The 22,478-nt window shown below is 48.3% G+C and carries 20 protein-coding genes; 12 read left to right on the top strand and 8 right to left on the bottom strand.

The annotated features are described in order from the left end of the window. Nucleotides 1-214 precede the first annotated feature (214 nt). From ACE3T3_RS12375 to ACE3T3_RS12385, 3 genes are all read right to left on the bottom strand, one after another. The gene (locus ACE3T3_RS12375) at nucleotides 215-2,617 is read right to left on the bottom strand and encodes a glucose/quinate/shikimate family membrane-bound PQQ-dependent dehydrogenase (protein ID WP_374667363.1); all 2,403 of its coding nucleotides are present in this window, start codon (nucleotides 2,615-2,617) and stop codon (nucleotides 215-217) included. A 139-nt stretch (nucleotides 2,618-2,756) separates the two neighbouring features. After that, nucleotides 2,757-4,037 (bottom strand): carbohydrate porin, encoded by a 1,281-nt coding sequence (locus ACE3T3_RS12380; protein ID WP_374667365.1) that lies wholly within the window; start codon nucleotides 4,035-4,037, stop codon nucleotides 2,757-2,759. Nucleotides 4,038-4,162: 125 nt separating this feature from the next. Beyond that, on the bottom strand, nucleotides 4,163-5,281 hold the full coding sequence (locus tag ACE3T3_RS12385; protein WP_374667367.1) for a CaiB/BaiF CoA transferase family protein: 1,119 nt from the start codon (nucleotides 5,279-5,281) through the stop codon (nucleotides 4,163-4,165). Nucleotides 5,282-5,492: 211 nt separating this feature from the next. On the opposite strand from ACE3T3_RS12385, the gene ACE3T3_RS12390 reads away from it, so the two are divergent. The 4 genes from ACE3T3_RS12390 (at nucleotide 5,493) to ACE3T3_RS12405 (ending at nucleotide 10,649) form a co-directional block, all read left to right on the top strand. Then, a complete protein-coding gene (locus ACE3T3_RS12390) occupies nucleotides 5,493-6,503 on the top strand; it encodes an AraC family transcriptional regulator (protein WP_374667369.1) in 1,011 nt (336 codons plus the stop codon). A gap of 308 nt (nucleotides 6,504-6,811) precedes the next feature. Continuing rightward, nucleotides 6,812-8,017, top strand: a complete 1,206-nt coding sequence (locus ACE3T3_RS12395) for an acetyl-CoA C-acetyltransferase (protein ID WP_374667371.1) — start codon at nucleotides 6,812-6,814, stop codon at nucleotides 8,015-8,017. A gap of 11 nt (nucleotides 8,018-8,028) precedes the next feature. Next, on the top strand, nucleotides 8,029-10,161 hold the full coding sequence (locus tag ACE3T3_RS12400; RefSeq protein ID WP_374667373.1) for a 3-hydroxyacyl-CoA dehydrogenase NAD-binding domain-containing protein: 2,133 nt from the start codon (nucleotides 8,029-8,031) through the stop codon (nucleotides 10,159-10,161). Between the two features lie 161 nt (nucleotides 10,162-10,322). Next, on the top strand, nucleotides 10,323-10,649 hold the full coding sequence (locus ACE3T3_RS12405) for a hypothetical protein (RefSeq protein WP_374667374.1): 327 nt from the start codon (nucleotides 10,323-10,325) through the stop codon (nucleotides 10,647-10,649). Nucleotides 10,650-10,708: 59 nt separating this feature from the next. On the opposite strand, the gene ACE3T3_RS12410 is transcribed toward ACE3T3_RS12405, so the two are convergent. Then, nucleotides 10,709-11,131, bottom strand: a complete 423-nt coding sequence (locus tag ACE3T3_RS12410; RefSeq protein WP_374667376.1) for a GNAT family N-acetyltransferase — start codon at nucleotides 11,129-11,131, stop codon at nucleotides 10,709-10,711. Nucleotides 11,132-11,142: 11 nt separating this feature from the next. Further along, complete coding sequence (locus tag ACE3T3_RS12415; RefSeq protein WP_374667378.1) at nucleotides 11,143-12,366, bottom strand: SAM-dependent methyltransferase; 1,224 nt, start codon at nucleotides 12,364-12,366, stop codon at nucleotides 11,143-11,145. A 105-nt stretch (nucleotides 12,367-12,471) separates the two neighbouring features. Here ACE3T3_RS12415 and ACE3T3_RS12420 point away from each other — a divergent pair, with 105 nt between their 5' ends. After that, nucleotides 12,472-13,116 carry a hemolysin III family protein gene (locus ACE3T3_RS12420; RefSeq protein WP_374667404.1) on the top strand — a complete coding sequence of 215 codons (645 nt, stop codon included), beginning with the start codon at nucleotides 12,472-12,474 and terminating at the stop codon, nucleotides 13,114-13,116. A gap of 145 nt (nucleotides 13,117-13,261) precedes the next feature. Next, nucleotides 13,262-14,575: an MFS transporter gene (locus ACE3T3_RS12425; protein ID WP_374667380.1), complete on the top strand. Its 1,314-nt coding sequence runs from the start codon at nucleotides 13,262-13,264 to the stop codon at nucleotides 14,573-14,575. Between the two features lie 105 nt (nucleotides 14,576-14,680). Here ACE3T3_RS12425 and ACE3T3_RS12430 read toward each other — a convergent pair whose 3' ends face one another. Continuing rightward, a complete protein-coding gene (locus tag ACE3T3_RS12430) occupies nucleotides 14,681-15,028 on the bottom strand; it encodes a hypothetical protein (protein ID WP_374667382.1) in 348 nt (115 codons plus the stop codon). Nucleotides 15,029-15,190: 162 nt separating this feature from the next. Continuing rightward, nucleotides 15,191-16,201, bottom strand: a complete 1,011-nt coding sequence (locus ACE3T3_RS12435) for a metallophosphoesterase (RefSeq protein ID WP_374667384.1) — start codon at nucleotides 16,199-16,201, stop codon at nucleotides 15,191-15,193. Between the two features lie 103 nt (nucleotides 16,202-16,304). On the opposite strand from ACE3T3_RS12435, the gene ACE3T3_RS12440 reads away from it, so the two are divergent. Further along, entirely contained in the window at nucleotides 16,305-17,939 is a 1,635-nt protein-coding gene (locus ACE3T3_RS12440; protein ID WP_374667386.1) for a phosphatidylserine/phosphatidylglycerophosphate/cardiolipin synthase family protein, read from the top strand. A 36-nt stretch (nucleotides 17,940-17,975) separates the two neighbouring features. Here the strand turns inward: ACE3T3_RS12440 and ACE3T3_RS12445 are convergent, their stop codons facing one another. Next, complete coding sequence (locus ACE3T3_RS12445; RefSeq protein WP_374667388.1) at nucleotides 17,976-18,788, bottom strand: lysophospholipid acyltransferase family protein; 813 nt, start codon at nucleotides 18,786-18,788, stop codon at nucleotides 17,976-17,978. Between the two features lie 180 nt (nucleotides 18,789-18,968). Here ACE3T3_RS12445 and ACE3T3_RS12450 point away from each other — a divergent pair, with 180 nt between their 5' ends. The 5 genes from ACE3T3_RS12450 (at nucleotide 18,969) to ACE3T3_RS12470 (ending at nucleotide 22,141) form a co-directional block, all read left to right on the top strand. Next, nucleotides 18,969-19,097 (top strand): hypothetical protein, encoded by a 129-nt coding sequence (locus ACE3T3_RS12450; RefSeq protein WP_374667390.1) that lies wholly within the window; start codon nucleotides 18,969-18,971, stop codon nucleotides 19,095-19,097. 79 nt (nucleotides 19,098-19,176) lie between these two features. Next, nucleotides 19,177-20,505, top strand: coding sequence for a ribosome rescue GTPase HflX (hflX, locus tag ACE3T3_RS12455; RefSeq protein ID WP_374667392.1), 1,329 nt, complete (start codon nucleotides 19,177-19,179; stop codon nucleotides 20,503-20,505). A gap of 44 nt (nucleotides 20,506-20,549) precedes the next feature. Continuing rightward, the gene (locus ACE3T3_RS12460; protein WP_374667394.1) at nucleotides 20,550-20,921 is read left to right on the top strand and encodes a hypothetical protein; all 372 of its coding nucleotides are present in this window, start codon (nucleotides 20,550-20,552) and stop codon (nucleotides 20,919-20,921) included. 10 nt (nucleotides 20,922-20,931) lie between these two features. Beyond that, nucleotides 20,932-21,606, top strand: a complete 675-nt coding sequence (locus ACE3T3_RS12465; RefSeq protein WP_374667396.1) for an LrgB family protein — start codon at nucleotides 20,932-20,934, stop codon at nucleotides 21,604-21,606. An 88-nt stretch (nucleotides 21,607-21,694) separates the two neighbouring features. Further along, nucleotides 21,695-22,141, top strand: a complete 447-nt coding sequence (locus ACE3T3_RS12470; protein ID WP_374667398.1) for a DUF2147 domain-containing protein — start codon at nucleotides 21,695-21,697, stop codon at nucleotides 22,139-22,141. Nucleotides 22,142-22,478: the final 337 nt, after the last annotated feature.

A 22,478-nucleotide genomic window follows, 5' to 3' on the forward strand; every position in this document is an offset into this window, starting at 1 on the left:
TAACCAGATTTGATCTATCAAGAAAATGCGTTTTTTACATACTTCATAACGATTTTATTGATAAGGCGATGCAGAGTTCACTGATATAAAGCCTTTCAGCGCTTTTTGCTTGATTTTTATCGATATTGATTATTTTATTCATTCCTTAGCATTTATTTTCATAATAAAAAAAGGCCTGATCAATCAAGCCTTTTCGTTCAGACAATTTCAACCCTTATTTTTTATCCGGCAATGCATAAGCCACGATGGAGTCGCCCATTTTAGTGCCGAATGAACCATGGCCGCCGGCCATAATCACCACATACTGCTTGCCATTGGCTTCATATGTCATTGGAGTGGCTTGGCCGCCAGCCGGCAAACGGCCTTTCCACAGCTCATTGCCATTGGTGACGTTGATGGCGCGGATATAATCATCCTGAGTTGCGCCAATGAACATCACATTGCCCGCCGTTGAAATTGAACCGCCCAGCATTGGAACCCCCATTTTGAATGGCGGCAATGGAATACCCGGCATGCTGTCACGGATGGTGCCGATACGGCGTTTCCATACAACTTCATGGGTATTTAAATCCACACCGGCCACAAAGCCCCAAACAGGCTGTTTGCAAGGCAAGCCAAACGGCGATAGGAACGCGCTGATTTCAACACCGTAAGGCACGCCATACATCGGCTGAACGCCGGCTTCAGTGCCTGCGCCCTTGGCGGTTTTCGGACGGTTCGGATTTTCTGGGATCAGTTTAGTGACAAATGGCAAGCCAATTGGATTCATCACAGCAATTTGACGGTCTGGATTGACAGACATGCCGCCCCATTCAAATACGCCTAAGTTGCCCGGGAAGACCAATGTGCCGTTTTCTGATGGCGGAGTATAAATGCCTTCATAGTTGAGCTTTTTGAAAGACACACGGCAGATCATCTGATCAAACATGGTTGCGCCCCACATTTGCTTATCGGTCAATTTATCTTTCGGCGCCAGGTCAAAGTCAGAGAATGGCTGTGTTGCAGCATAATACTCGCCTTTGGTTTGCGGGCCGCATTTCACGGTTTGCGGCACTGGACGCTCGGTAATCGGCACAATCGCTTTGCCGGTGCGGCGGTCCAGTACAAAGGCATTCCCTGTTTTGGTCAGAACATAAATTGCGGGAACAATGCTGCCGGATTTGTCTTTAATATCCGCCAAAGTCGGCTGTGAAGGCACATCCATATCCCACAGATCATGGTGAGTAGTTTGGAAGCTCCAGATCAATTTGCCTGTCGTCGCATTCAGCGCCAGCATTGCATTGGCATAGCGCTCATCCAATTCTGTGCGGTTGCCGCCCCAGATATCCGGCGTGCCTACGCCTGTCGGAACATACACAATATCCAGTTTTGCATCATACGCTAAAGGCGCCCATGCATTTGGCGAGTTATGAACAAATTTTTGACCCGGCGCGGGAATCGCATTTGGATCTTCTGCGCCTGTATCAAAGACCCAAAGCAGTGCGCCAGTATTCACATCATAGCCGCGGATCACGCCGGACGGCTCTTCAGTCGAATAGTTATCGGTGGTGGAGCCGCCAATAATAATCGTTGTTCCGGTAATCACCGGCGGAGAAGTCGGAATATAGCCGCCCGGATAAGGGAATGGCATGTCTTTTTGCAGATCGACTTCGCCATTATGGCCAAAATCAGAACATGGTTTGCCTGTGCTTGCATTCACCGCAACCAAACGGCCATCATTGACAGGCAGAATGACTTTTTGCGGGCATTCAGCAGACGCTGTTTTTTTCGCCGCCAAGCTGACTTCAAAACCGGCAGTGTTGTTGGCATCGTAATATGAAACGCCGCGGCAGGTTAAATGCTGATAGGTATGGTCCGCTTTCAGCTTCGGATCAAAGGTCCATTTGGCTTTGCCGGTTGCAGGGTCCAATGCCGTCAATTTTTGGTGAGTGGTGCAGATGTACATATTGCTACCCACTTTAATCGGCGTCACTTGGTTGGTGGTTTCAGCGGAGTCATTGCTCGTTTTAGATTCGCCCGTATGGTACTCCCAAGCGACTTTTAGGTTTTTAACGTTGTCAGAGTTGATTTGCTTCAGCGGAGAATAACGCAGACCGGATTGCGTGCGCCCATAAGCGGGCCAGTCTTCATCAGCAACACCCGGAATCGGCTGCGATGCTGCAGGCTGTGCAGCGCTTAATTCACCGCGGATTTCCTGCGGATCGTTAAACACTGAATAAATCATCACGGCAATAGTAATGGCCAATGAGCCAGTCAATGCGATTTTTGCGCCTGTGCTATTGTCAAAACCGCGGGTGACTGCAGGAATAAGCAGGAGTAAGCCAAACAGGCCTAAAATATCCAAGCGGGGCGCAAGCGCAAAGAAGTCGGAACCCACTTCCCAAAGCCCCCAAATGACTGTTCCAAGCACCAGTACAGCATAAACCGTTAAAGCGGCGCTTTTTCGTTTTTGCAGCAAGACTGCTGCAGCGATGAAGAAAATACCTGCAATGATGTAGTACCAAGACCCGCCAAGCACTGCCAGATATATCCCTCCAACCAGCAGCACCAAACCAAAGATGGCGGCAATGACCGCTGCAATCGCTTTCAGTGCTGAACCTGAAGATGGAGTACTCATATTGACCACCTATTTTTAGGATTCTTTTAAAGCTCATATTGACTGTGGAATATGAGCGCCTTTTTGTAGTTTTTAGATCTTCAAAACCCGAGCAAGAACAGCGCGCGGCCCGGCTTGCAGCCGAAGGCACAGCTGAGGACTAGAATGCGGTTTGCAGCTTGATCCCGCCAACCCAAGCATTTTCTCCATTTTTATATGCGCCGACATGGCGGATATATTGAATATTCGGACGGATTGTCAGCCAGTTGGCTGCATGAATGCCGTAATAAATTTCAGCGTCGTATTCTTCACTTTGCAGGCCGCGCGCATCGACGGTGTTATGGGCAATATTGGCGTCATTCACATCATCATTGATGCTGATGCGGCCAAGACCAACCGCAATTTCATCCTGCGGACGGGCATCGAAAGCGCCTTTGTAAACCAAGCCGATATTTTGCATATCACGGACGCTGTTGGTGTCTGAATCATGAACCGTCAGGTTGGCAAAACCGCTTAACCCGCGTGACGCATCACCTTGATGCGCAGTCAGCTGCTGTTTCGCAACAATCCAGCCGCCTTGATGATGATCTTTTTTATTCCCAGGGCTGTTAATTACATCGGCATCAGCAGTGCTGTAATAATAGCCGGCGCGGTATTCCCCCGGAAGCAGTGCAGCGCCGGCTTTCGGCGACCAGACCACTTCTGCAGGAAGGATTGCGCCATGTGAGCCATCCGTGCTTAAGTTCCAGCCTTTGCCGCGTTCCAAATTTTCGGGGTTGTATTCATACACCCCGACTTGGGCAAATAAATCTGGACGGATGCTGTATTTGACGCGGGCGGCCCATTGGCTGACGGGCCAGTTGTACCATTGATCGCCAACCCAGTTGCCGACTTGCGAACCGCAGAGCGCCAAGTTCTGGAAATCGCAATCAAAGGTGTTGAAATCTTCGCCTTCACCAAAACGGCCGATTTTCACATCCAGTTTTTGGTTCAGGAACTGTTTCTTAATCCCAAAGTCCGTTAAACGCCAGGTTTGACCGCGGCCCCAGACTTCTTGGGCTGAGCTTAAATGTCCATTTAAGGCATCAGAGGTTTGCGACAGGGAATGGCCATTGCGCTCTGTCATGGTGATTTTCGCTTCAGTATCTTGCCAGCCGAGAATTTTGCTTAAATCGAAGTGGGCGCCGAGAGCGAATTGATCCGCATATTCAGTGCCGTGGCTGGATGAATTTTTGGCATCCAGCAATGTGGCCATTTCACCGGTATAGCCGAAACTGAAATCATAGCCTTTTTGCTGCAGCTCAGTACGCTGGCCATTCCAGTCACCAAACATCCAAGGGCTTGCCGCATTGAAGGCGTCAGCAGCGGAAGCGCTTTGGATGTCAAAGCCGAAAACACACAGCACCGTATAAAAACACCAACTTTTTCTGAGTTTATTCATGATTGGCGACCTTATTTGCAGAATCATATTGATATGAATGCTGCGCTTATTTGATATGCGGCCTCATATCCCTCTTCAATGCAGCCCAGCCTAATGCGTTGAACTTTCGCTCATGATGAATGACGTTATAAACCATCTTCACCCAATGCTTTGCCTATAAATTCGTACCTCATTGTGGATCGTGAAAACTTAATTGGACAAGCCAATTGTTGTTCGTTTTTTGTACTTCCCTCTTGTAGCGGAACAGCAACCAGCCAGCCCCGCTCCTCTGCAAGCGTTGAATGCAAGGCTTCTTCCAGGCTCAATACCGGCTCAACACAGACATCCTGCGTGCGGAACAATTCCGTCCAAAACGCAAAATCCTGAGTGCGGATTTTATCCTGTATGGCTTGTTTCACCGCCCGCCGGTCATCCGCAGCAAAGGACGCGCCCTTTTCAGCCACAATCGGCAATTCCAGAAGCTGTGCCAGCCCAAGCATAAACTGCGGTTCCAGACTGCCGATGGATAAATAGCGCCCATCACGCGTTTCATAATAGTCATAAAAGGTGCCGCCATTGAGATGCGAATGCTCCGGCTGCTGCCGTTCATTACCGGCAATTTCTGCTGCGGCCGCCATATTGTTCAAGGTGGCGGCGCAATCCGTCATGGAGATATCAATATGCTGGCCCTGACCGCTTTGGCTACGCTCAATCACTGCGCTTAAAATGGCAATTACCGCATGCAGCGAGCCGCCTGCGACATCAGCAACTTGAATGCCCAGCGGCGGCGGGCCGCTGTCCTGACGGCCGCTGTGGCCAGCAATGCCGGAGAGCGCCAAATAATTAATATCGTGTCCAGCACGGTCTTTATAATGGCCGGTTTGGCCATAGCCGGTAATCGAGCAGTAAATCAATTGCGGATGGATTTCCGCCAGGCTTTGATAGTCCAGCCCTAGGCGCTGCATCACCCCCGGCCGGAATTGCTCCACGACAATGTCGTATTCAGATATTTTGGATTTGAGCAGCGCAATGCTTTCAGGATTCTTTAAATCCAAGGCCACAGACTGTTTATTGCGGTTTAAGTAATTGTGCGAAGCCGCCTGTCCATGCGAATATGGCGGCATCAGGCGTACTAAATCCGGGCGCGTCGGTGATTCAATATGCACAACCTCCGCTCCCATGTCCGCCAAGTACAAGGTTGCAAATGGGCCGGGAAGCAGTGTGGAAAAATCGAGAACTTTCAAACCTTTTAACGGATAAGCCATTGGAGTTTTTACTCTATTTATATTGCATTTTCAGGCATATTAGAAATATAAAAGAATGAAAACAATGTCATGTTCAGCCATTTACCTTGATAGTTTCGGCAATTTAACATGTAAAAATGGTAAAATTGCTGTTGTAAATTGCCATACATATATTTTTTAGCGTCATTTAGGTCAAACATTAGTGAACATTAAAGAGACTGAAGGAATTAACATGAGTCGCGATACGATCAGTATCCATTTCGTCAACGCAGCCTTATCCGGTGTCAAGCGCCTGGGCATGGATGTCGAAACTTTATTGTCTCATGTCGGCATTGAGGCAGAACTTCTGCGTCAGCCTAAGGCGCGTATTTCACCCGAACAATACACCCGCTTTATTAAAATGCTGTGGATGGTGACTCAGGATGAACACGTCGGCTTTGATATTCAGCCGCGCCGTCTGGGCACTTTTGCCATCATGTGCCAGCTGATCATCCATGCCAAAACGCTGGGCGCGGCGCTGGAACTTTCATCGCAATTCTATAAATTATTCGGCGATGAATGGTCTGTATCACTGGAGCGCGATAAGCACGAAGCGCGCCTGGTGCCGCTGATTCCCAAATCGATGGACCCGGATCATTTTATTACTGAAAGCATGCTGATGATTTGGCACGGCTTGGCGTCTTGGCTGATTGAACGCCGCCTGCCTTTAGAGCGCGTGCATTTCGGCTACAGCCGCCCAGAACATGCCGATGAGTACGATGCGCTGTTCTTTGCGCCGGTAATGCAGTTTGATGCGCCGCGCACAGAAATCACTTTTGCAGCGGATTATCTGGATCTGCCGATCCGCCAAAATGAAGAGTCTTTGGAAGAATTCTTAAAAGCCGCGCCTGCGCAGCTGCTGGTGAAATTCAAAAACACCAACTCTTTAACTTCGCGCATCCGTGAAGTCTTGAAGAGCCAGATTGGCGAAGAAATGCCGACGCTGAACGATGTGGCTTCCATGCTGTATCTGTCGCCGCAAACCTTGCGCCGCCGCTTGGCTGCTGAAGGCAAGAGCTATCAAGGCGTGAAAGATGCCCTGCGCCGTGACGCCGCGATTCACCTGCTGCTAAACCCAGAATTGACTTTGGAAGATGTGGCCCAGCAAGTCGGTTTCAGTGAAACCAGTACTTTCCACCGCGCATTCAAAAAATGGACCGGGGTTACACCGGGGCTGTACCGCCAGCTGCACGGCTATCACTAAGTTTTATTCCAGATTCAAAAAAGCGCCTAAAAAGGCGCTTTTTTTTAAAGCGCAGATCAAGAACAGATCGGCTGGCAACGGCTGGTTAAAAAAGCCAATTTTAAAAAATAATCCTTTGAATCCGCGTACACCTTACAGGATATGAGCTCCAGCTCAGCGCCTGAAGCTTAAATATTCCAACGCTCGCAACCGCTTCATGGCAAAAAATGTCAAATGATCTGATCCGTTCTCGTCATTGCACTCGCTCAATTAATGCGTACACTCAAAAACACATAAAAATTTTAATGCATAAATAAAGGGATACAGTTATGAGCGAGGCTTACATCATTGATGCCATTCGCACACCGCGCGGCAAAGGGAAAAAAGACGGTTCATTGCATGAAGTTAAACCGATCAGCCTGCTCACCGGCCTGCTGAATGAACTGCAAAGCCGCCATCAATTTGACACCGCCGCAGTCGATGACATTGTTTTAGGCTGTGTCACCCCTATTGGCGATCAAGGGGCGGATATTGCCAAAACAGCGGCCATTGCTGCCGGCTGGGACAATGATGTTGCAGGCGTGCAGATTAACCGTTTCTGCGCGTCCGGTTTGGAAGCCGTCAACATGGCTGCGCAAAAAGTCCGTTCGGGTTGGGAAGATTTAGTGGTTGCGGGCGGTGTTGAATCCATGTCGCGCGTACCGATGGGTTCCGATGGCGGGCCTTGGGCGCTGGATCCAGAAACCAATTTAAAATCACATTTTGTGCCGCAAGGCATTGGTGCGGATCTTATTGCCACCATTGACGGCTATAGCCGTGCAGATGTCGATGCCTTTGCCGCAAACTCTCAGAAAAAAGCGGCAGCAGCCCAAGCCAATGGCTATTTCAATAAATCGGTCGTACCTGTCAAAGACAAAGCGGGCGTGACGATTTTAGCCCAAGATGAATTTATTAAACCGAGCACAACAACAGAAGGCCTCAGCAAACTGAATCCAAGTTTCGCCATGATGGGGCAAATGGGTTTTGACGCCATTGCACTGCAAAAATACCCTGAAGTTGGCACGATTCATCATGTGCATCATGCGGGCAATTCATCCGGCATTGTCGATGGTGCTGCCGTGGTTTTATTGGCATCTGAAAAAGCAGTCAAAGAACAAGGTTTAAAGCCGCGTGCCAAAGTGCTGGCAACGGCATTAGTCGGTGCTGATCCGACCATCATGCTGACCGGCCCTGCGCCCGCTGCGCGTAAAGCTTTAGCCAAAGCTGGCTTAACCATTGACGATATTGACCTATTTGAAGTGAATGAAGCCTTTGCTGCAGTGGTCATGCGCTTCATTAATGAACTTCACGTAGATCCAGCTAAAGTCAATGTGAATGGTGGCGCAATTGCCATGGGGCATCCACTAGGGGCCACAGGCGCGATGATTTTAGGCACACTGCTCGATGAACTGGAGCGCCAAGGAAAAAAACGCGGTTTAGCGACTTTGTGTGTGGGCGGCGGTATGGGCATTGCCACCATTATTGAGCTGGTATAAGGAGAATAAAAATGAGCGCAATTCAATTTGAAAAAAATGCCGACAACATCGCCATCCTCACACTGGATTCTCCAAACCAGTCTGCCAACACCATGAATGCAGACTTCCGCACAGCACTGGGTGAAACAGTAGCAAAACTGCAAGCCGATGAAAACATTGCGGGTATCATCTTCCGTTCCGTAAAAAAGACCTTCTTTGCCGGCGGTGATCTGGATGAACTGATTCAAGCTACACCCGAACATGCAGCTGACTTCTTCAACATGGTTGAAGACATGAAAGCCAAACTGCGCTACATCGAAACCCGTGGCATCCCTGTGGCAGCAGCACTGAATGGCACCGCTTTAGGCGGCGGCTGGGAGTTAGCTTTAGGCTGTCACTACCGTGTCGCTTTAAATGATGCTAAGGCAAAATTTGGCTTGCCAGAAGTAACTATAGGCTTACTGCCAGGTGGTGGCGGTGTGGTACGTATGACGCGTTTACTTGGTCTGCAAAATGCGTTTCCATTTTTGATGGAAGGTAAACAATTTGGTGTGGATAAAGCTAAATCACTCGGGCTAATTCATGATACAGCAGATTCAGAGCAAGAATTACTAGACAAAGCGATAGCTTGGGTTAAAGCCAATCCAAAATCACAGCAGCCTTTTGATGTCAAAGGCTATAAAATTCCGGGTGGCACGCCCTCTACGCCTGCTGTGGCGCAAATGCTGGCGATTGCCCCTGCGATGCTGCGCGATAAAACCAAAGGCTGTTACCCAGCGCCTGAAGCGATTATGGCGGCTGCGGTTGAAGGCGCTCAGGTTGATGTTGATACCGCACTGACCATTGAGTCGCGCTATTTCACTTATTTAGCCACCGGTCAAATTTCCAAAAATATGATCGGCACTTTCTGGCATGGGTTGAATGCAATTAAATCTGGCGCCAGCCGCCCCAAAGATGTAGCGAAATGGAAAGCGGCTAAAGTCGGTATTTTAGGTGCAGGCATGATGGGTGCCGGTATTGCCTATGCGACTGCGTCCAAAGGCATTGCCGTTGTACTGAAAGATGTATCCCTTGAAAATGCAGAAAAAGGCAAAGCTTATAGCCAAAAATTGCTGGATAAAAAAGTTTCGCAAGGTCGTCTCAGCGTAGAACAGCGTGATCAAGTTTTAGGATTGATTCATGCCACAGCAGAAGCAGCGGATTTGCAAGGCTGTGACTTGATCATTGAAGCCGTGTTTGAAAATCAGCAACTGAAAGCCCAAGTCACTCAAGAAGCCGAAGCCTATTTGGCCGATAACAGTGTCTTTGCATCCAATACCTCGACTTTGCCGATTTCAGGTCTAGCGGAAGCCTCAAAAGATCAAGCGCATTTTATTGGCCTTCATTTTTTCAGTCCAGTCGATAAAATGCAACTGGTGGAAATCATCAAAGGAAAAAATACTTCGGCAGAAACCTTAGCCAAAGCCTACGACTACGTACAGCAAATTGGCAAAACCCCAATTGTGGTCAATGACAGCCGCGGCTTCTTCACCAGCCGTGTATTCGGCACCTTTGTACAGGAAGGTTTGCGATTATTGCACGAAGGCGTTCATCCTGCACGGATTGAAATGGCTGCGCTGAAAGCCGGCATGCCTGTCGGCCCACTGGCCATTCAAGACGAAGTCTCGCTGACGCTATCTGAACATGTAGCGAATGAAACTCGTAAAGCGCTGCAGGCAGAAGGCAAAGACTTGCCGCATTCAGGCGCTGATGAAGTGATTCAAAGCATGATTCATGAGTTTGGCCGCAAAGGCAAAACCGCGGGCGCAGGCTTCTATGACTATCCGGAAGGCGGCAAAAAGCACCTATGGGCAGGCTTAAGCAAATGGCAAAAGGATACTGACATTTCTGAACAGGAAATGATTGACCGCTTCCTGTTTGTGCAGTCTTTAGATACTCTGCGCTGCCTAGAAGAAGGCGTGCTGGAATCGACTGTAGATGGCAATGTCGGTTCAATTTTCGGCATTGGCTTTGCCCCATGGACAGGCGGCGCGCTGCAATTCCTCAATCAATATGGTTTGGAAAAAGCATTGGTACGCGCCAATACACTGGAAGCGAAATACGGCGAACGCTTTAAAACGCCGCAATTGCTGAAAGACAAAGCCGCAAAAAATGAGCTGATCTGATCCATCCGATGCAAATTAAATAAGGAGCCGAGCGCTCCTTTTTTCACGCTGCTCAATCTGCGGATCTGCAGCCAGTCTAAAATTTACGCATGCGTTCAGCCGTTTTCATGTTATAAAGTAACAAATATTTGAATTCTTTTTATCCGATTGAGTATGCTGTTATGACAGATCATTCTTCTCCTGAAAAATCACCTTGGGGCTGGAAAGCGCTGATTATCGCCTGCATTTTAGGCCTGTTATTCATGGTTTTCTTCTGGCTTGCGGTCAGCAATGAGCCGGATTACATGCCAAGCCAGCAAAAGAAAGACAATACCCAGCAGCATGCGTTTAAAAATGCGCCTGCTATGTCTCAGGAACAAATGGCCGAAGCGCAGCAGCAAAAAGAAGCCCGTGAAGCAGCTCAAAAGCCAGCTGCAGCGGATATGAGCATGACTGAAAATGAACATGCGCATATGGATAATATGCAGCATGAGGCAGCAGGCCACTGATCAAGCAGCGGTAAAGCCATCTGTAAAAAGCGCTGAATATTCAGCGCTTTTTATTTTTGCTAAAACTGCATCTGCATGTCGATATGCGGGATGCCGCAATCCAAGTATTCTTCACCATGCACAGCAAAGCCCAGCCCGGCATAAAACGGAACCGCATGTACTTGCGATGACAGTTTTAAAAATTCACGGCGCTCAGTACGCGCCTGTGAAATCACGGCTTCCATTAGCAATTTGCCAATGCCTTGACCGCGATAGGCTTTCAGCACCGCTACACGGCCAATGCTGTTGCTGTTCAACAGGCGGGCTGTCGCTACCGGCTGCGCCTGATCATAAACCATGAAATGCAATGAAACCGCGTCCTCTGCATCCCATTCATCTTCCGGTGCGATCTGCTGTTCCTGAATAAACACCTGTTCACGGATCAGTTTCGCATCCTGTTCTAATTGCGCCCATTTTCCCGAACGAATTTGCAGCTGCTGCATACTTTCCTCCCTCAGCACTTACAGCCAATATCCTGCTGATCCCATTGATCATTCAGCAGCAGCTCCAAGGAATGCTTCTGAATGCCGTACATCTCTTTCAATGCCTGAATCTGCGCTAAAACAGCCTGATCCGGTGCGGCATAGTCTTTACGCTTCACAGCCAATATCATTTTATTTTTACTGGTATGCTCCAGCGCCACAAATTCAAAGACCTTGGTCTCATAGCCATAGGCTTTCAGCAGCAAGGCGCGAATCGTGTCGGTCAGCATTTCCGCCTGCTGCCCGGCATGAATGCCAAACTGCAGCATCGGCGCCAGCACTTTCGGCGCTGTCAGCTGGGGACGCAGCTCCTTATGGCAGCAAGGCGCGCACATAATCATCTGCGCATTCAGGCGGATGCCAGTATGAATAGCGAAATCCGTCGCCACATCACAGGCATGCAAGGCAATCATCACATCCAGCTGTGCCGGATTATAGGTGCGCACATCGCCTTGGAAAAAATCCAGCTGGCTGAAATGCGACTGCACGGCCACCTCTTGGCAAAACGCCACCATTTTCGGATTCAGCTCGACACCTGTCACAAAAGGCGTTTGCTGATGCTTGGCCAAATAATCATACAGCGCGAAGGTCAAATACCCCTTGCCTGATCCAAAATCCACCACATGCAGCGGCTGATCGGTTTTTTTCAGCTGTTCCAAGGCGCCTGCGCAGATTTCAACAAATTTATTGATCTGTTTCCATTTGCGCGCCATGCTCGGAATAATCTGCATTTTGGCATCGGTAATGCCCAGCGGCTGCAAAAAGAAGCTGTCCTGATCGACATAGCGCTGTTTGGCGCGGTCATGGCCTTGCGCATCATTCATCATTTTCTTGCTGTCTGATTGGCTTTTGCTCACCGTCAGCATGGCTTTTTTCTTATTTTTTTTCAGCTGCAGCTCTTCTTCAGCTGTAAATAAGTTGGCCTGCTTGCAGCTCGGCAGCAAACTGCGGACAAAGGCCACGGCATCCGCCAAAGGGAAGTTCTTGGTCACATCCTGCGTTTTATAGCGGTACAGGCAGCTCAGCATTTTTTCATTTTGCAGCGAAATGACCCTTAAGGTCATTTTTTCCAAATGTTCTAATTCGCCTTTATATTGGCTTAGAATCAAGCGCTCAAACTTCTGCGAATCAAGCGCTTGCTGAAACGCATCCAAGAATTGCTGTTCCTGTGGAAAAAGAGAAGCCGAAGCGGACATAATAGAGACCTGAAAAGAATTGCATCTAAAGTTTAAATCGTCTTACGCTAAATGCAAAATTGAATTACTATACATTTGTATATTTTACTTGAGCGACATTAAATGATAAACAACGCTCCATTTGCCCCCGATTACGACCCGCTTGAAGAACGCCTGAATTTTCTCAGTCACGGCATTGGCGCTGCACTGGCTCTCATTTCCGGTATTTTATTGATTATTAAAGGATCATACTTGCCAGCCGGCCAGTGGTTTGGCCTCTGGGTGTATGCCCTCAGCATGATTCTGCTGTTTTCGGCATCAACGCTTTATCACATGTCCACGTCTGCAGACCGGCGCTATTTTTATAAAAAACTCGATCATACTGCCATTTATTATTTAATTGCCGGCACCTATACACCCTTTCTCGCCATCGCCATTCCCACAGCTAAAGCGCACTATTTGCTGATCGCGTTATGGGTGATCGCCATAATTGGAACACTATTCAAGTTAATATTCATTAACTCTTTCCAGAAAATTTCGCTGATTGCATATTTGGTCATGGGCTGGCTCGCCTTGCTTGTCATTGACGATATGCAACGCTTTCTAAATGCTCAAGCTTTAACCTGCCTCATCATCGGCGGGCTTTCATACACCGTTGGCGCATTGTTTTATGCATTAAAAAGAGTAAGATATACCCACGCTATCTGGCATATTTTTGTATTGATAGGTGCAGGATCACATTTCCTGTCGATTTATCTCTACGTGATATAAACCGCTCACACTGCATTCTTTAGTGACCCTAATTCCGCAGATTGTAAGCAGGTATTTCGTGTTTTTTTAAGAAATTACGCCTTTTTTAAAAAGATTACGCTATTAAAACTAAGTTCAATTATTTTTAGTAAGTGTAAGGTCTACCATGGCGTCTTCAAGTGCTGCTGTATCAGAACAGCAACCAACAAATTCAAAATTCCGCGTACTTACAGCAAGTCTTGTAGGTACAACAATCGAATTCTTCGATTTCTATATCTATGCTACGGCTGCAGTGATTATTTTTCCGCATCTGTTCTTCCCTGCAAGCACAGATCCGACCACTGCAACCATTCAGTCTTTAGCCACCTTTGCAATTGCCTTTATTGCCCGCCCGATTGGCGCGGCATTCTTCGGCCATTTAGGCGACAGAATTGGACGTAAAGCCACCTTGGTCGCCGCGCTGCTGACCATGGGCATTTCAACCGTGTGCATTGGCCTGCTGCCAACCTATACGCAAATCGGCATTGCTGCGCCGTTATTGCTGGCGCTTTGCCGCTTAGGGCAAGGACTAGGTTTGGGCGGTGAATGGTCTGGCGCGGTGCTTCTTGCAACCGAAAATGCGCCGGAAGGCAAACGCGCATGGTACGGCATGTTCCCGCAGCTGGGCGCACCGATCGGCTTCATCCTGGCAACAGGTTCATTCCTGACCTTGGGCCACTTCATGTCTGAAGCTGAGTTTATGCAATGGGGCTGGCGCATTCCCTTCATCTCAAGCGCGCTGCTGGTGATCATGGGCCTGTGGATTCGTTTAAAACTGCATGAAACCCCAGCGTTCCAAAAAGTTTTAAACAAGCAGAAAGAAGTCAATGTTCCGTTTAAAGAAGTGCTGACCAAGCACTGGGGCATGCTGATTTTAGGCACCATTGCCGCCATCTGCACTTTCGTGGTGTTCTATTTGACAACCGTCTTTGCATTGCAATGGGGAACAACGCAGCTCGGCTATACTCGTGAAGAGTTCTTAAAGCTGCAATTGATCGCGACACTGTGCTTCGCCGCCTTTATTCCGCTGTCTGCAGTCTTTGCTGAGAAATTCGGCCGTAAAACCACATCCATTGCGGTATGTGTTGTATCCGCCCTTTTCGGTCTCGTATTCTCTGCAATGCTGGAATCCGGCAGCACCGCCATTGTATTCCTCTTCCTCTGCATCGGTTTGGCCATCATGGGCTTAACCTATGGCCCAATCGGCACAGTATTGTCTGAAATCTTCCCGACCTCAGTACGCTATACCGGTTCTGCGCTGACATTCAACTTAGCTGGCATTTTCGGTGCATCTTTTGCGCCGCTGATTGCGACTAAGCTGGCGACAGGCTATGGCCTCTATGCGGTAGGCTACTATCTGACAGCCGCGTCTATTCTTTCCCTGATCGCATTCCTGCTGATCCGTGAAACGAAAAATGATGATGTAAACAACCAAATCTAAAACGGTTGACTCAAAAAAAGCCGGCGTCCAGCGCCGGCTTTTTTTGTATTGTTCTAAGATTTAGCATGAAAAGGTCTTCCGCAGAACAAATATGCGCTCAGCGGTTTAAATAGCCTGTTTCAGCTCGTCCATCATTAATTGATACGTGTCTGCATACATTTCACGGTCACCGCCGGCATTGTAAAAGCTCGGCACGATATAAGCGGTAACCTGCTGATGCCCCTCAGTAAAATACAGCACGCCAATCAAAGGCTCCAGATCACTTTCCTGCAATCCATTGTTCAAAGCCAGCTGTTGAAATTTCTGATAAAAGCCTGCAGAAAATGCCTGATCATCCACTTGACCGGCAGCAGAAAAATCTTGCGCCAGCTGGTTTAAGCCCTCTTCCAGCCGTGCCGCCTGCTGCTCAGAGAGCCCAAATAGAGTTCCAACTTCTTTATAAAATTCCGACATATTGTTTTACTCTTATTTTCACGTTGCGCTGTGTCAAAGCTCTTGATTCAAGGTCCGCAGAAATGCGCATGTTGACGCAAATATGGCATTGCCGTTTCGTTAAAATGAGCATTTAACCGTTTAAATATAATGTGAAATACGTCTACAAAACAAGCAGTAAAATCAAATTAATTCAATAATATCAATTGTAGGCGGCACTCTGAAGCGAAAAGGCACACCGACCATTCCTGTGCCGACTGTCACAAAGACATCGGCGTGCTCATGGCGGTACAGCCCCTTTTTATGTCCAAGAATAGAGACCTTTTTCATCACATAATCGGTCAGCCACGGCAATTCAACCTGCCCGCCATGGGTATGCCCAGACAGCATCAGCGGGCGGCTCGGCAAAGCCGGCACCATATCCACCGTATCCGGGTTATGCGACAAAATAACCCAAGGCTTGTCTTGCGGCAGCTCAGGCATGAAACGCATATCCGCCTTGCCTGCCCATAAATCGCCAATGCCGATCAGCCGGAATTCATTAAACTCGACCACTTGGCCTTCAATATCCATGACATCATTCTGCTGCAGCGCATTGCGCAGCAGTTCCTGAATCGGCGGCCCTGGATACTGCTCATCATGATTGCCATTGACTGAATATACAGGCGCATGAATCTCTTTTAAGACAGCCAGTTCTTCCGCCAGCTTGTTTTCCGGCTCATAAGTCCAATCGCCAGCGACCACAACCAAATCCGGCTGCGCTTTATTGATTTTTTTCACGATCAGCTTCAGCTGGCGCTCATGCCCTGAAAACAAGCCAATATGCAGATCCGCCACCAGCGCAATTTTCACCGGCTTCAGCAGCGCCTTGTCTTCATTCAGCTGATAGCGCGTGGTTTTTAAGCGCACCAAATGCGGCTCGATAAAGCGCGCATAGCACAGCACGCCGCAGACCAAGAACACAAAAACCGCTTCATGCAGGAAATAATAGCCGCTCAGCCCGGCATACAGGCTGAAGAAAAACAGAGGAATCAGCAGATACGACAAATAGAATGCCAGCAGATGCACAAAGGCTTTAAAAGGATGGATCGTTTCCGTACGCGATTGGCTCAGCCACGCCTGAGAAATCGCCCAGAGCGCCAGCAGTCCCATACCGATATAAAAATAAATCACAACAGAATCTCGATCCCACATACGAATACTCAACAAATTGACCGGCTGGAATTCACCATCCTTATATTTATCTTTTCATAGCTCGCAATTATACTCAATTCTAATTTTTTGATTTTCTGCACGCATGACCAATCCCCTCAATACTGCATATACAGCTGCCGATGCTGCCAAAGTGCGCAATCCCGCTCAGTCAGCGGCCATCGTGCTCGGCTGCAGTTTAATTTTGGGGCTTCCCGCCTGTTCGACGCTGCCCAAGCAAACACCGCAGCCCATGGAATATGCCTTCAGCACGCCCACAGATGCAACACCATTAGCGAAAATCGTGCTGCCGCTGCGCAATGCCAATCCCGGGCTGACAGGCTATCATGTGCTGTATGACCCGCTGGAAGCGCTGGCGGCCCGTATGGAACTGATCAAGAAAGCCGAAAAATCTTTAGATTTGCAGTATTACATTTGGGACAACGACAAAATCGGTTCCATGGCGCTGCATTCGATTATTCAGGCGGCAGACCGCGGCGTCAAAGTCCGCCTGCTGATTGATGACAACAATTCAAAGAAAATGGAAGGCATTTATCTGGCGCTGGACCAGCACGCCAATATTGAAGTCCGCCTGTATAACCCCTACCGCTTCCGGCATTACCGCGCCATGGACATGCTGCTGAATCTGAAGCGCATCAACCGCCGCATGCACAACAAGAGCTTTATTGCCGACAATCAGATTGCGCTCATCGGCGGGCGCAACATGAGCAATCAATACTACAACCTGAGCGACAACTACCAATTTTCCGATGTAGACGTCATGCTAGTCGGCTCCGCGTCTGATGAAATTATTCATTCTTTTGATGAATACTGGAACGATGACTATGCTTTTCCGGTCAAGCAGCTGGTCAATCCGCGCCATTACACCCTGCGCTTTGAAGGGCTGAAACAGCAGCTGGAGGATTTCAACCAGGAAATCACCGTGCAGAATTATCTGGATTTGGCCAACCGTTCGCACGCCTTTGAAAATTGGCTGAATAATCAAATTCAGTTTGACTGGGTTAAGGCAGAAGTAGTCAAAGACTCGCCGAGCAAAATTAAGGCCAAAGCCAAAAAAGAAGAACATCTGAATTTTCAGCTGCTGAACCATTTAAGCAAGCCGGAACAGAGTGTTGATATTGTCTCGGCCTATTTTGTTCCGGAGAAAAAAGGCGCGCAAAAGCTGAATGAACTCAGTGCCAGCGGCGTTCAAGTCCGCGTGCTGACCAATTCATTTAAAGCCAATGATGTGCCGCTGGTGCATGCGTTTTATCAGAAATACCGGCAAGACCTGCTGGAACATGATGTGCAGCTGTATGAATTTTTATCCAGCCCCAATGCCGAAAACCTGAATATCAATACCGATGAGCTGGCCAGCAAGGCGAAAGTCAGCATCAAAGGGCTGAGCCGTTCTAGCCTGCATGCCAAATTGATGGCGCTGGATGAAAAGCAGGTTTTTATCGGCTCATTTAATTTTGATCCGCGTTCCGCCTATTTGAATACCGAGATTGGCGTCCTGCTGAACAGCCCCTCTTTGGCCCGTGCGGTGCACACCACCATGGATCAGAATCTCAGCAAATTTGCCTACAAACTGGTTTTAGATGCCAATCAGCAAATAAACTGGAAAATTAAATTAGAAAACGGGCAAACCCGAACCTACGTCAAAGAGCCGAAAATGAAATGGTGGCAGCGCGCCGGCATGAAAATCATTTCATGGCTGCCGGCTGAAGGCTTTATGTAAGCGCTGTTTGGGCTCAAAGCCTGCGTCAGCGCATGCTTAAGACGTTGCGGCATGCAGCACTTTGGCTTGCAGCTGCGCCAGTCCTTCCGTCATTTTCTGCTGCACTTCATGCGTCAGGCTATCAACCGTATGCCCGGCAGAATCAATCGCCGGCAGCGCCATTAAGTGCGCGGTCACTTTCGGCATTTCCAGCACATTCTGCACATGCTGCGCAAAGCTGATGTCGCCGATATACGGCGCAACCATATCCAGCTCTCCATGCTTATTCACATAGCAAATCAAGCAGATCTGCACAGGACGCTGCGCGTCAATGGCAGCGCCCAGCAAACGGCCATGAACTTTTTTTATTTTGCTGCCATCGGTCGTCGTGGCTTCAGGAAAAAACAATACTGGACTGTCCTGTTTTAAAAAGTCGGTGATTTGTTCTTTAATTTTGATGGAATCGCCCGAACCGCGCTTGATGAATAATGTGCCGCCGCCTTTCGCCAATTTGCCTATCAAAGGCCATTTTTCAATTTCCGCTTTCGCCAGGAAAAATACCCGTGCGCCAGAACCCAATACGGCGACATCCAGCCAGGAGATGTGATTGCTGACCCACAAAGCTGGATGGCGCGGGATATCGCCATGCACCTGCACATCTATATTGAATACTTTGCACAGCTTGCGGCAGAAATACTGCACATAACGGGTATTCGCAGGATTATTCGGATTTTTATACAGCCGATAGAAATACACCAGATAAAAGCCTTCAATGACCGCGCCAATAGATGCAGCCACTTTGCGCACATATAAAGAAAAACGGGCAAAACCTTTTAAAGCGGAAGATGTCGGTGCAGCAGATTCATTCATACAGTTATCACAAATCACAAAACGGCTAAATGTTTAACCCCAGTGATTAGCATACTATACCGAAGCGCATGACTTTGCATTGATCATAAAAACCGAAACTGGGCATCATCATTTCCCATTTCTATCGATTATAAGAATCAATCATAATATTTTTATCAGATATAGAAATGGATAATCCTGATGAACAAGACTCAGCAGCATGATGCAGCCCTCCCTCACTGGACCGCGCTGAAACTGATTGGCGGCGCATCCCTCTTCTATTGCGGCGTGATGGCGCTTTTTGCGCATGCATTTTACAGCGTGATTTAAATCATCCCCCGCACGGGCTGTTTTTCGCCTAGAATAATGTTTTCCCCAAATCATCCTTTTAGGCAGGAGTTTGCGCAGATTGGATCAGATTAAACAGCAAAGCGGCGAACGGGTCATCTTAGTCAGTGTGGCAGTGCAAATGCTGGAAGATTTAGATGCCGAAGAATTCCACCTGCTGGCGCAGTCAGCGGGTGCGGAAATTTTAGCGCATATTCACGCGCAGCGGATCCGGCCCGATGCAAAGCTGTTTATTGGTTCCGGCAAGGCGGAGGAAATCGCCGCCATTGTGCAAGAACATGAAGCCGATCTGGCTATTTTTGACCATGCGCTGACCCCGGCCCAAGCGCGTAATTTGGAAAAAATCTTGCATTGCCGCGTGGTTGACCGCACCGAACTGATTCTGGATATTTTCGCGCAGCGCGCCCGCACCTATGAAGGCAAGCTGCAGGTGGAACTGGCGCAGCTGCAGCATCTGTCTTCACGCTTGATCCGCAGCCGCGGCGATCTGGACAGCCAAAAAGGCGGCATTGGCCTGCGTGGCCCCGGTGAAACCGTTTTGGAAACCGACCGCCGGCTTTTGCGTATCCGCATGGGGCAGCTGAAAGCCAAAATCGATAAAGTCAAACAGACCCGGATGCAAGGCCGTGTCGCGCGGCAAAAAGCAGCTGTTCCAACGGTTTCTCTGGTCGGCTATACCAATGCCGGAAAATCGACCTTATTCAATATTTTAGCCGGCAGCAATGTATATGCCGCCGATCAGCTGTTTGCAACGCTGGATCCAACCCTGCGCCGTTTAAACTGGGATGGCATCGGCAATTTAGTCTTGGCGGACACCGTCGGCTTTGTCCGCAATTTATCGCACTCGCTGGTGGAGTCCTTCAAAGCCACACTTGAAGAAACTGTTGAAGCCACGCTTCTGCTGCACGTGATTGATTCCAGCAGCCCGGACATGCTGGAACAGATTGATGCGGTCGAACAAGTGCTGCAAGAAATCGGCGCCGATGTGCCGGTACTGCGCGTATACAACAAAATTGACATCAGCGGCGAACAGGCCAAAATTGTCTATAAAGCGCCGCATCAGCCTGGCCGTATCTATGTCTCGGCACATAGCCAGCAAGGTCTGGACTTGCTCAAGCAAGCGGTGCATGAATGCCTGATGGGCAACATTCAAAGTTTTGAGCTGAATTTAAAACCTGCTTACGGCAAGCTGCGCAATCAGCTGTACGAACTGAATGTCATTCAATCCGAACAATATGATGATCAAGGCAATCTGCAGCTGCATGTCATTATGGCGCCGCATAAACTGGAACAGCTGATTAAGCAGGCGCATTTGCCGATGCAGGAAATTTTAGGTGAACGCGCCAGTCTATTTCAAAAACCGCTGGAAGAATTTGAAATCAAGGACTAAATCGGTTAAAACGTGATAAGTAAAATTTTAATGAAAGATCAAAAATGGACTGGATCAAGCGCATCGACTGGAAAGCCTGGATAGGTACTATTGCTTTAATTATTATTTTCCGTGAAGGCGCGGTCTGGATCATGAAGCAGTTCAACCACCCGGAACTGGGCAATTTAGCAGGCCTCATCAGCCTGCTGATTGTGCTGTCGCTGTGGCGCAAGCTGAAGAAAATTCCAGCCAGCCTCGTCGATACCAACAACAAAATCATGAAGGAAAGCGCCTTTGCTTTCTTGCCGATCAGTGCAGGATCGCTGCTGATGATGATGCATTTGGGCAATGAAATTCCCATGTTTTTGATTGTTCTATTTGTCAGCACCCTGATTCCGCTCTGGGTGTACGCCAAAATGTCAAAGAAATGGCTCTAGGAGAATCAGCATGCTTGCCATTATTACCGGATTCTTCATTACCCTGATCGCCTATCTGGCCGCAAAGCCGATTAATAAAAAACTGCCTCAGATTCCTGTCATTGTGATCGGCATGTTTTTCATCATCGGCATGCTCTATCTGTTCCGCATTCCGTATGAAAGCTACATGGCGCAAGTGAATCCACTGTTCAATAACTTATTGGGCTATGTCACCGTCGCGCTGGCGATTCCTCTGGCCGCGATGCGATATGATGACCTGCCTCTAAAAGCTGTAGGCGGCATTCTGGTCTTTGCCAGCATCAGCGCAGTCGCTTTGCCAATGGGACTGGCCTATTTGCTGCATTTGTCTAATCCGACCATCATGGCTTTCGCCACCCGTGCTGTGACCACCCCGATCGCCATCAATATCGCAACCCTGCTGCATTCGCCTATTCCCTTGGTGATTCTGATTGTGATTCTTTCCGGGGTCATTGGCGCGGCATTTTCACCGCTGATTTTGCGCCATATCAATGATGAGCGCGCTTCAGGCTTAGCGCTTGGATTAGCTGCCCATGCCATCGGCACGGCGCAGGCATGGCAGCGCGGCAGTATCGCGGGGCGTTATGCGGCTTTCGGCATGGCGGTCAATGCTGTTTTCACCGCCATTTGGCTGCCGTCATTTATCTTTTTCCTGCAAAAAATGTGACTGAAGGATCATTTTTAGATGATTGTTTTGTCAAAAAATTAGGCTTATGATCAATTTATGTTTTTTCATATGATAAAGGATGATTTTAATGAAAAAATTTAAATTGGCCTCTGCTCTTGTACTGAGCAGTTTTTCAAGCATGATTTGGGCCAATGACATTACGGGGCTTTGGAAAAATATTGATGACAAAACCGGCTCTTCAAAAGCGGTTTTGGAAATCCGCCAAGAATCCAATGGCAGCTATACCGCCAAAATTATCAAAGTGACCCCGCGCCCTGGCTACACCCCTAAAGAAACCTGTGTGAGCTGCCCTGCGCCCTACACCAATAAGCCAATCCTCGGTTTAGACGTATTGACTGGCCTTAAAGCAGATGGCGACAACAACTATGCTGGAGGTAAAATCCTCGACCCGCTTTCAGGAAAAATATACAGCACAAAAGCCAAGCTGAGCCCTAACGGCAAGCGTATTACCTTGCGCGGCTACGTCGGCGTTTCTGCACTCGGCCGCAGCCAAACCTGGATCCGCCACGAATAGTGCGGCATCCGCTTCAAAACGCTAAAATTCAAATAAACTTAATAAAGCAATGTTTTAAATCCCTAAATAACCTGCATTCAACGGCAGAATCTATCCTCAGCATGAAATATAAAAATTAGATTCGGCGCTTGAATAGCAAGCAATAAAAGGAAATGAAGATGCAAAAAAGTATTATATGGGCATCATTAGCAGGTTTACTTTCATACAGTTCTGTTATTCACCAATTAAAATGTCTATGCGATAAACCATTTAAAATGTCCTGTTTTTAACCACAAGAGTCAAGCACAGGATTTAAGTTTCTTTGTTCAACAACAGCTTTCTGAGCTTTACGACTTGG

This window comes from Acinetobacter sp. (assembly GCF_041919735.1).
GTDB lineage: Bacteria > Pseudomonadota > Gammaproteobacteria > Pseudomonadales > Moraxellaceae > Acinetobacter.

Excerpts from the sequence above, each read along its gene's own strand:
- ACE3T3_RS12450 (WP_374667390.1), top strand. The coding sequence starts at position 18,969 with ATGAACAAGACTCAGCAGCATGATGCAGCCCTCCCTCACTGGACCGCG.
- ACE3T3_RS12380 (WP_374667365.1), bottom strand. The coding sequence starts at position 4,037 with ATGAATAAACTCAGAAAAAGTTGGTGTTTTTATACGGTGCTGTGTGTT.
- ACE3T3_RS12460 (WP_374667394.1), top strand. The coding sequence starts at position 20,550 with ATGGACTGGATCAAGCGCATCGACTGGAAAGCCTGGATAGGTACTATT.
- ACE3T3_RS12425 (WP_374667380.1), top strand. The coding sequence starts at position 13,262 with ATGGCGTCTTCAAGTGCTGCTGTATCAGAACAGCAACCAACAAATTCA.
- ACE3T3_RS12395 (WP_374667371.1), top strand. The coding sequence starts at position 6,812 with ATGAGCGAGGCTTACATCATTGATGCCATTCGCACACCGCGCGGCAAA.
- ACE3T3_RS12445 (WP_374667388.1), bottom strand. The coding sequence starts at position 18,788 with ATGAATGAATCTGCTGCACCGACATCTTCCGCTTTAAAAGGTTTTGCC.
- ACE3T3_RS12385 (WP_374667367.1), bottom strand. The coding sequence starts at position 5,281 with ATGGCTTATCCGTTAAAAGGTTTGAAAGTTCTCGATTTTTCCACACTG.
- ACE3T3_RS12435 (WP_374667384.1), bottom strand. The coding sequence starts at position 16,201 with ATGTGGGATCGAGATTCTGTTGTGATTTATTTTTATATCGGTATGGGA.
- ACE3T3_RS12405 (WP_374667374.1), top strand. The coding sequence starts at position 10,323 with ATGACAGATCATTCTTCTCCTGAAAAATCACCTTGGGGCTGGAAAGCG.
- ACE3T3_RS12390 (WP_374667369.1), top strand. The coding sequence starts at position 5,493 with ATGAGTCGCGATACGATCAGTATCCATTTCGTCAACGCAGCCTTATCC.
- ACE3T3_RS12465 (WP_374667396.1), top strand. The coding sequence starts at position 20,932 with ATGCTTGCCATTATTACCGGATTCTTCATTACCCTGATCGCCTATCTG.
- ACE3T3_RS12375 (WP_374667363.1), bottom strand. The coding sequence starts at position 2,617 with ATGAGTACTCCATCTTCAGGTTCAGCACTGAAAGCGATTGCAGCGGTC.
- ACE3T3_RS12470 (WP_374667398.1), top strand. The coding sequence starts at position 21,695 with ATGAAAAAATTTAAATTGGCCTCTGCTCTTGTACTGAGCAGTTTTTCA.
- ACE3T3_RS12430 (WP_374667382.1), bottom strand. The coding sequence starts at position 15,028 with ATGTCGGAATTTTATAAAGAAGTTGGAACTCTATTTGGGCTCTCTGAG.
- ACE3T3_RS12400 (WP_374667373.1), top strand. The coding sequence starts at position 8,029 with ATGAGCGCAATTCAATTTGAAAAAAATGCCGACAACATCGCCATCCTC.
- ACE3T3_RS12415 (WP_374667378.1), bottom strand. The coding sequence starts at position 12,366 with ATGTCCGCTTCGGCTTCTCTTTTTCCACAGGAACAGCAATTCTTGGAT.
- ACE3T3_RS12440 (WP_374667386.1), top strand. The coding sequence starts at position 16,305 with ATGACCAATCCCCTCAATACTGCATATACAGCTGCCGATGCTGCCAAA.
- ACE3T3_RS12410 (WP_374667376.1), bottom strand. The coding sequence starts at position 11,131 with ATGCAGCAGCTGCAAATTCGTTCGGGAAAATGGGCGCAATTAGAACAG.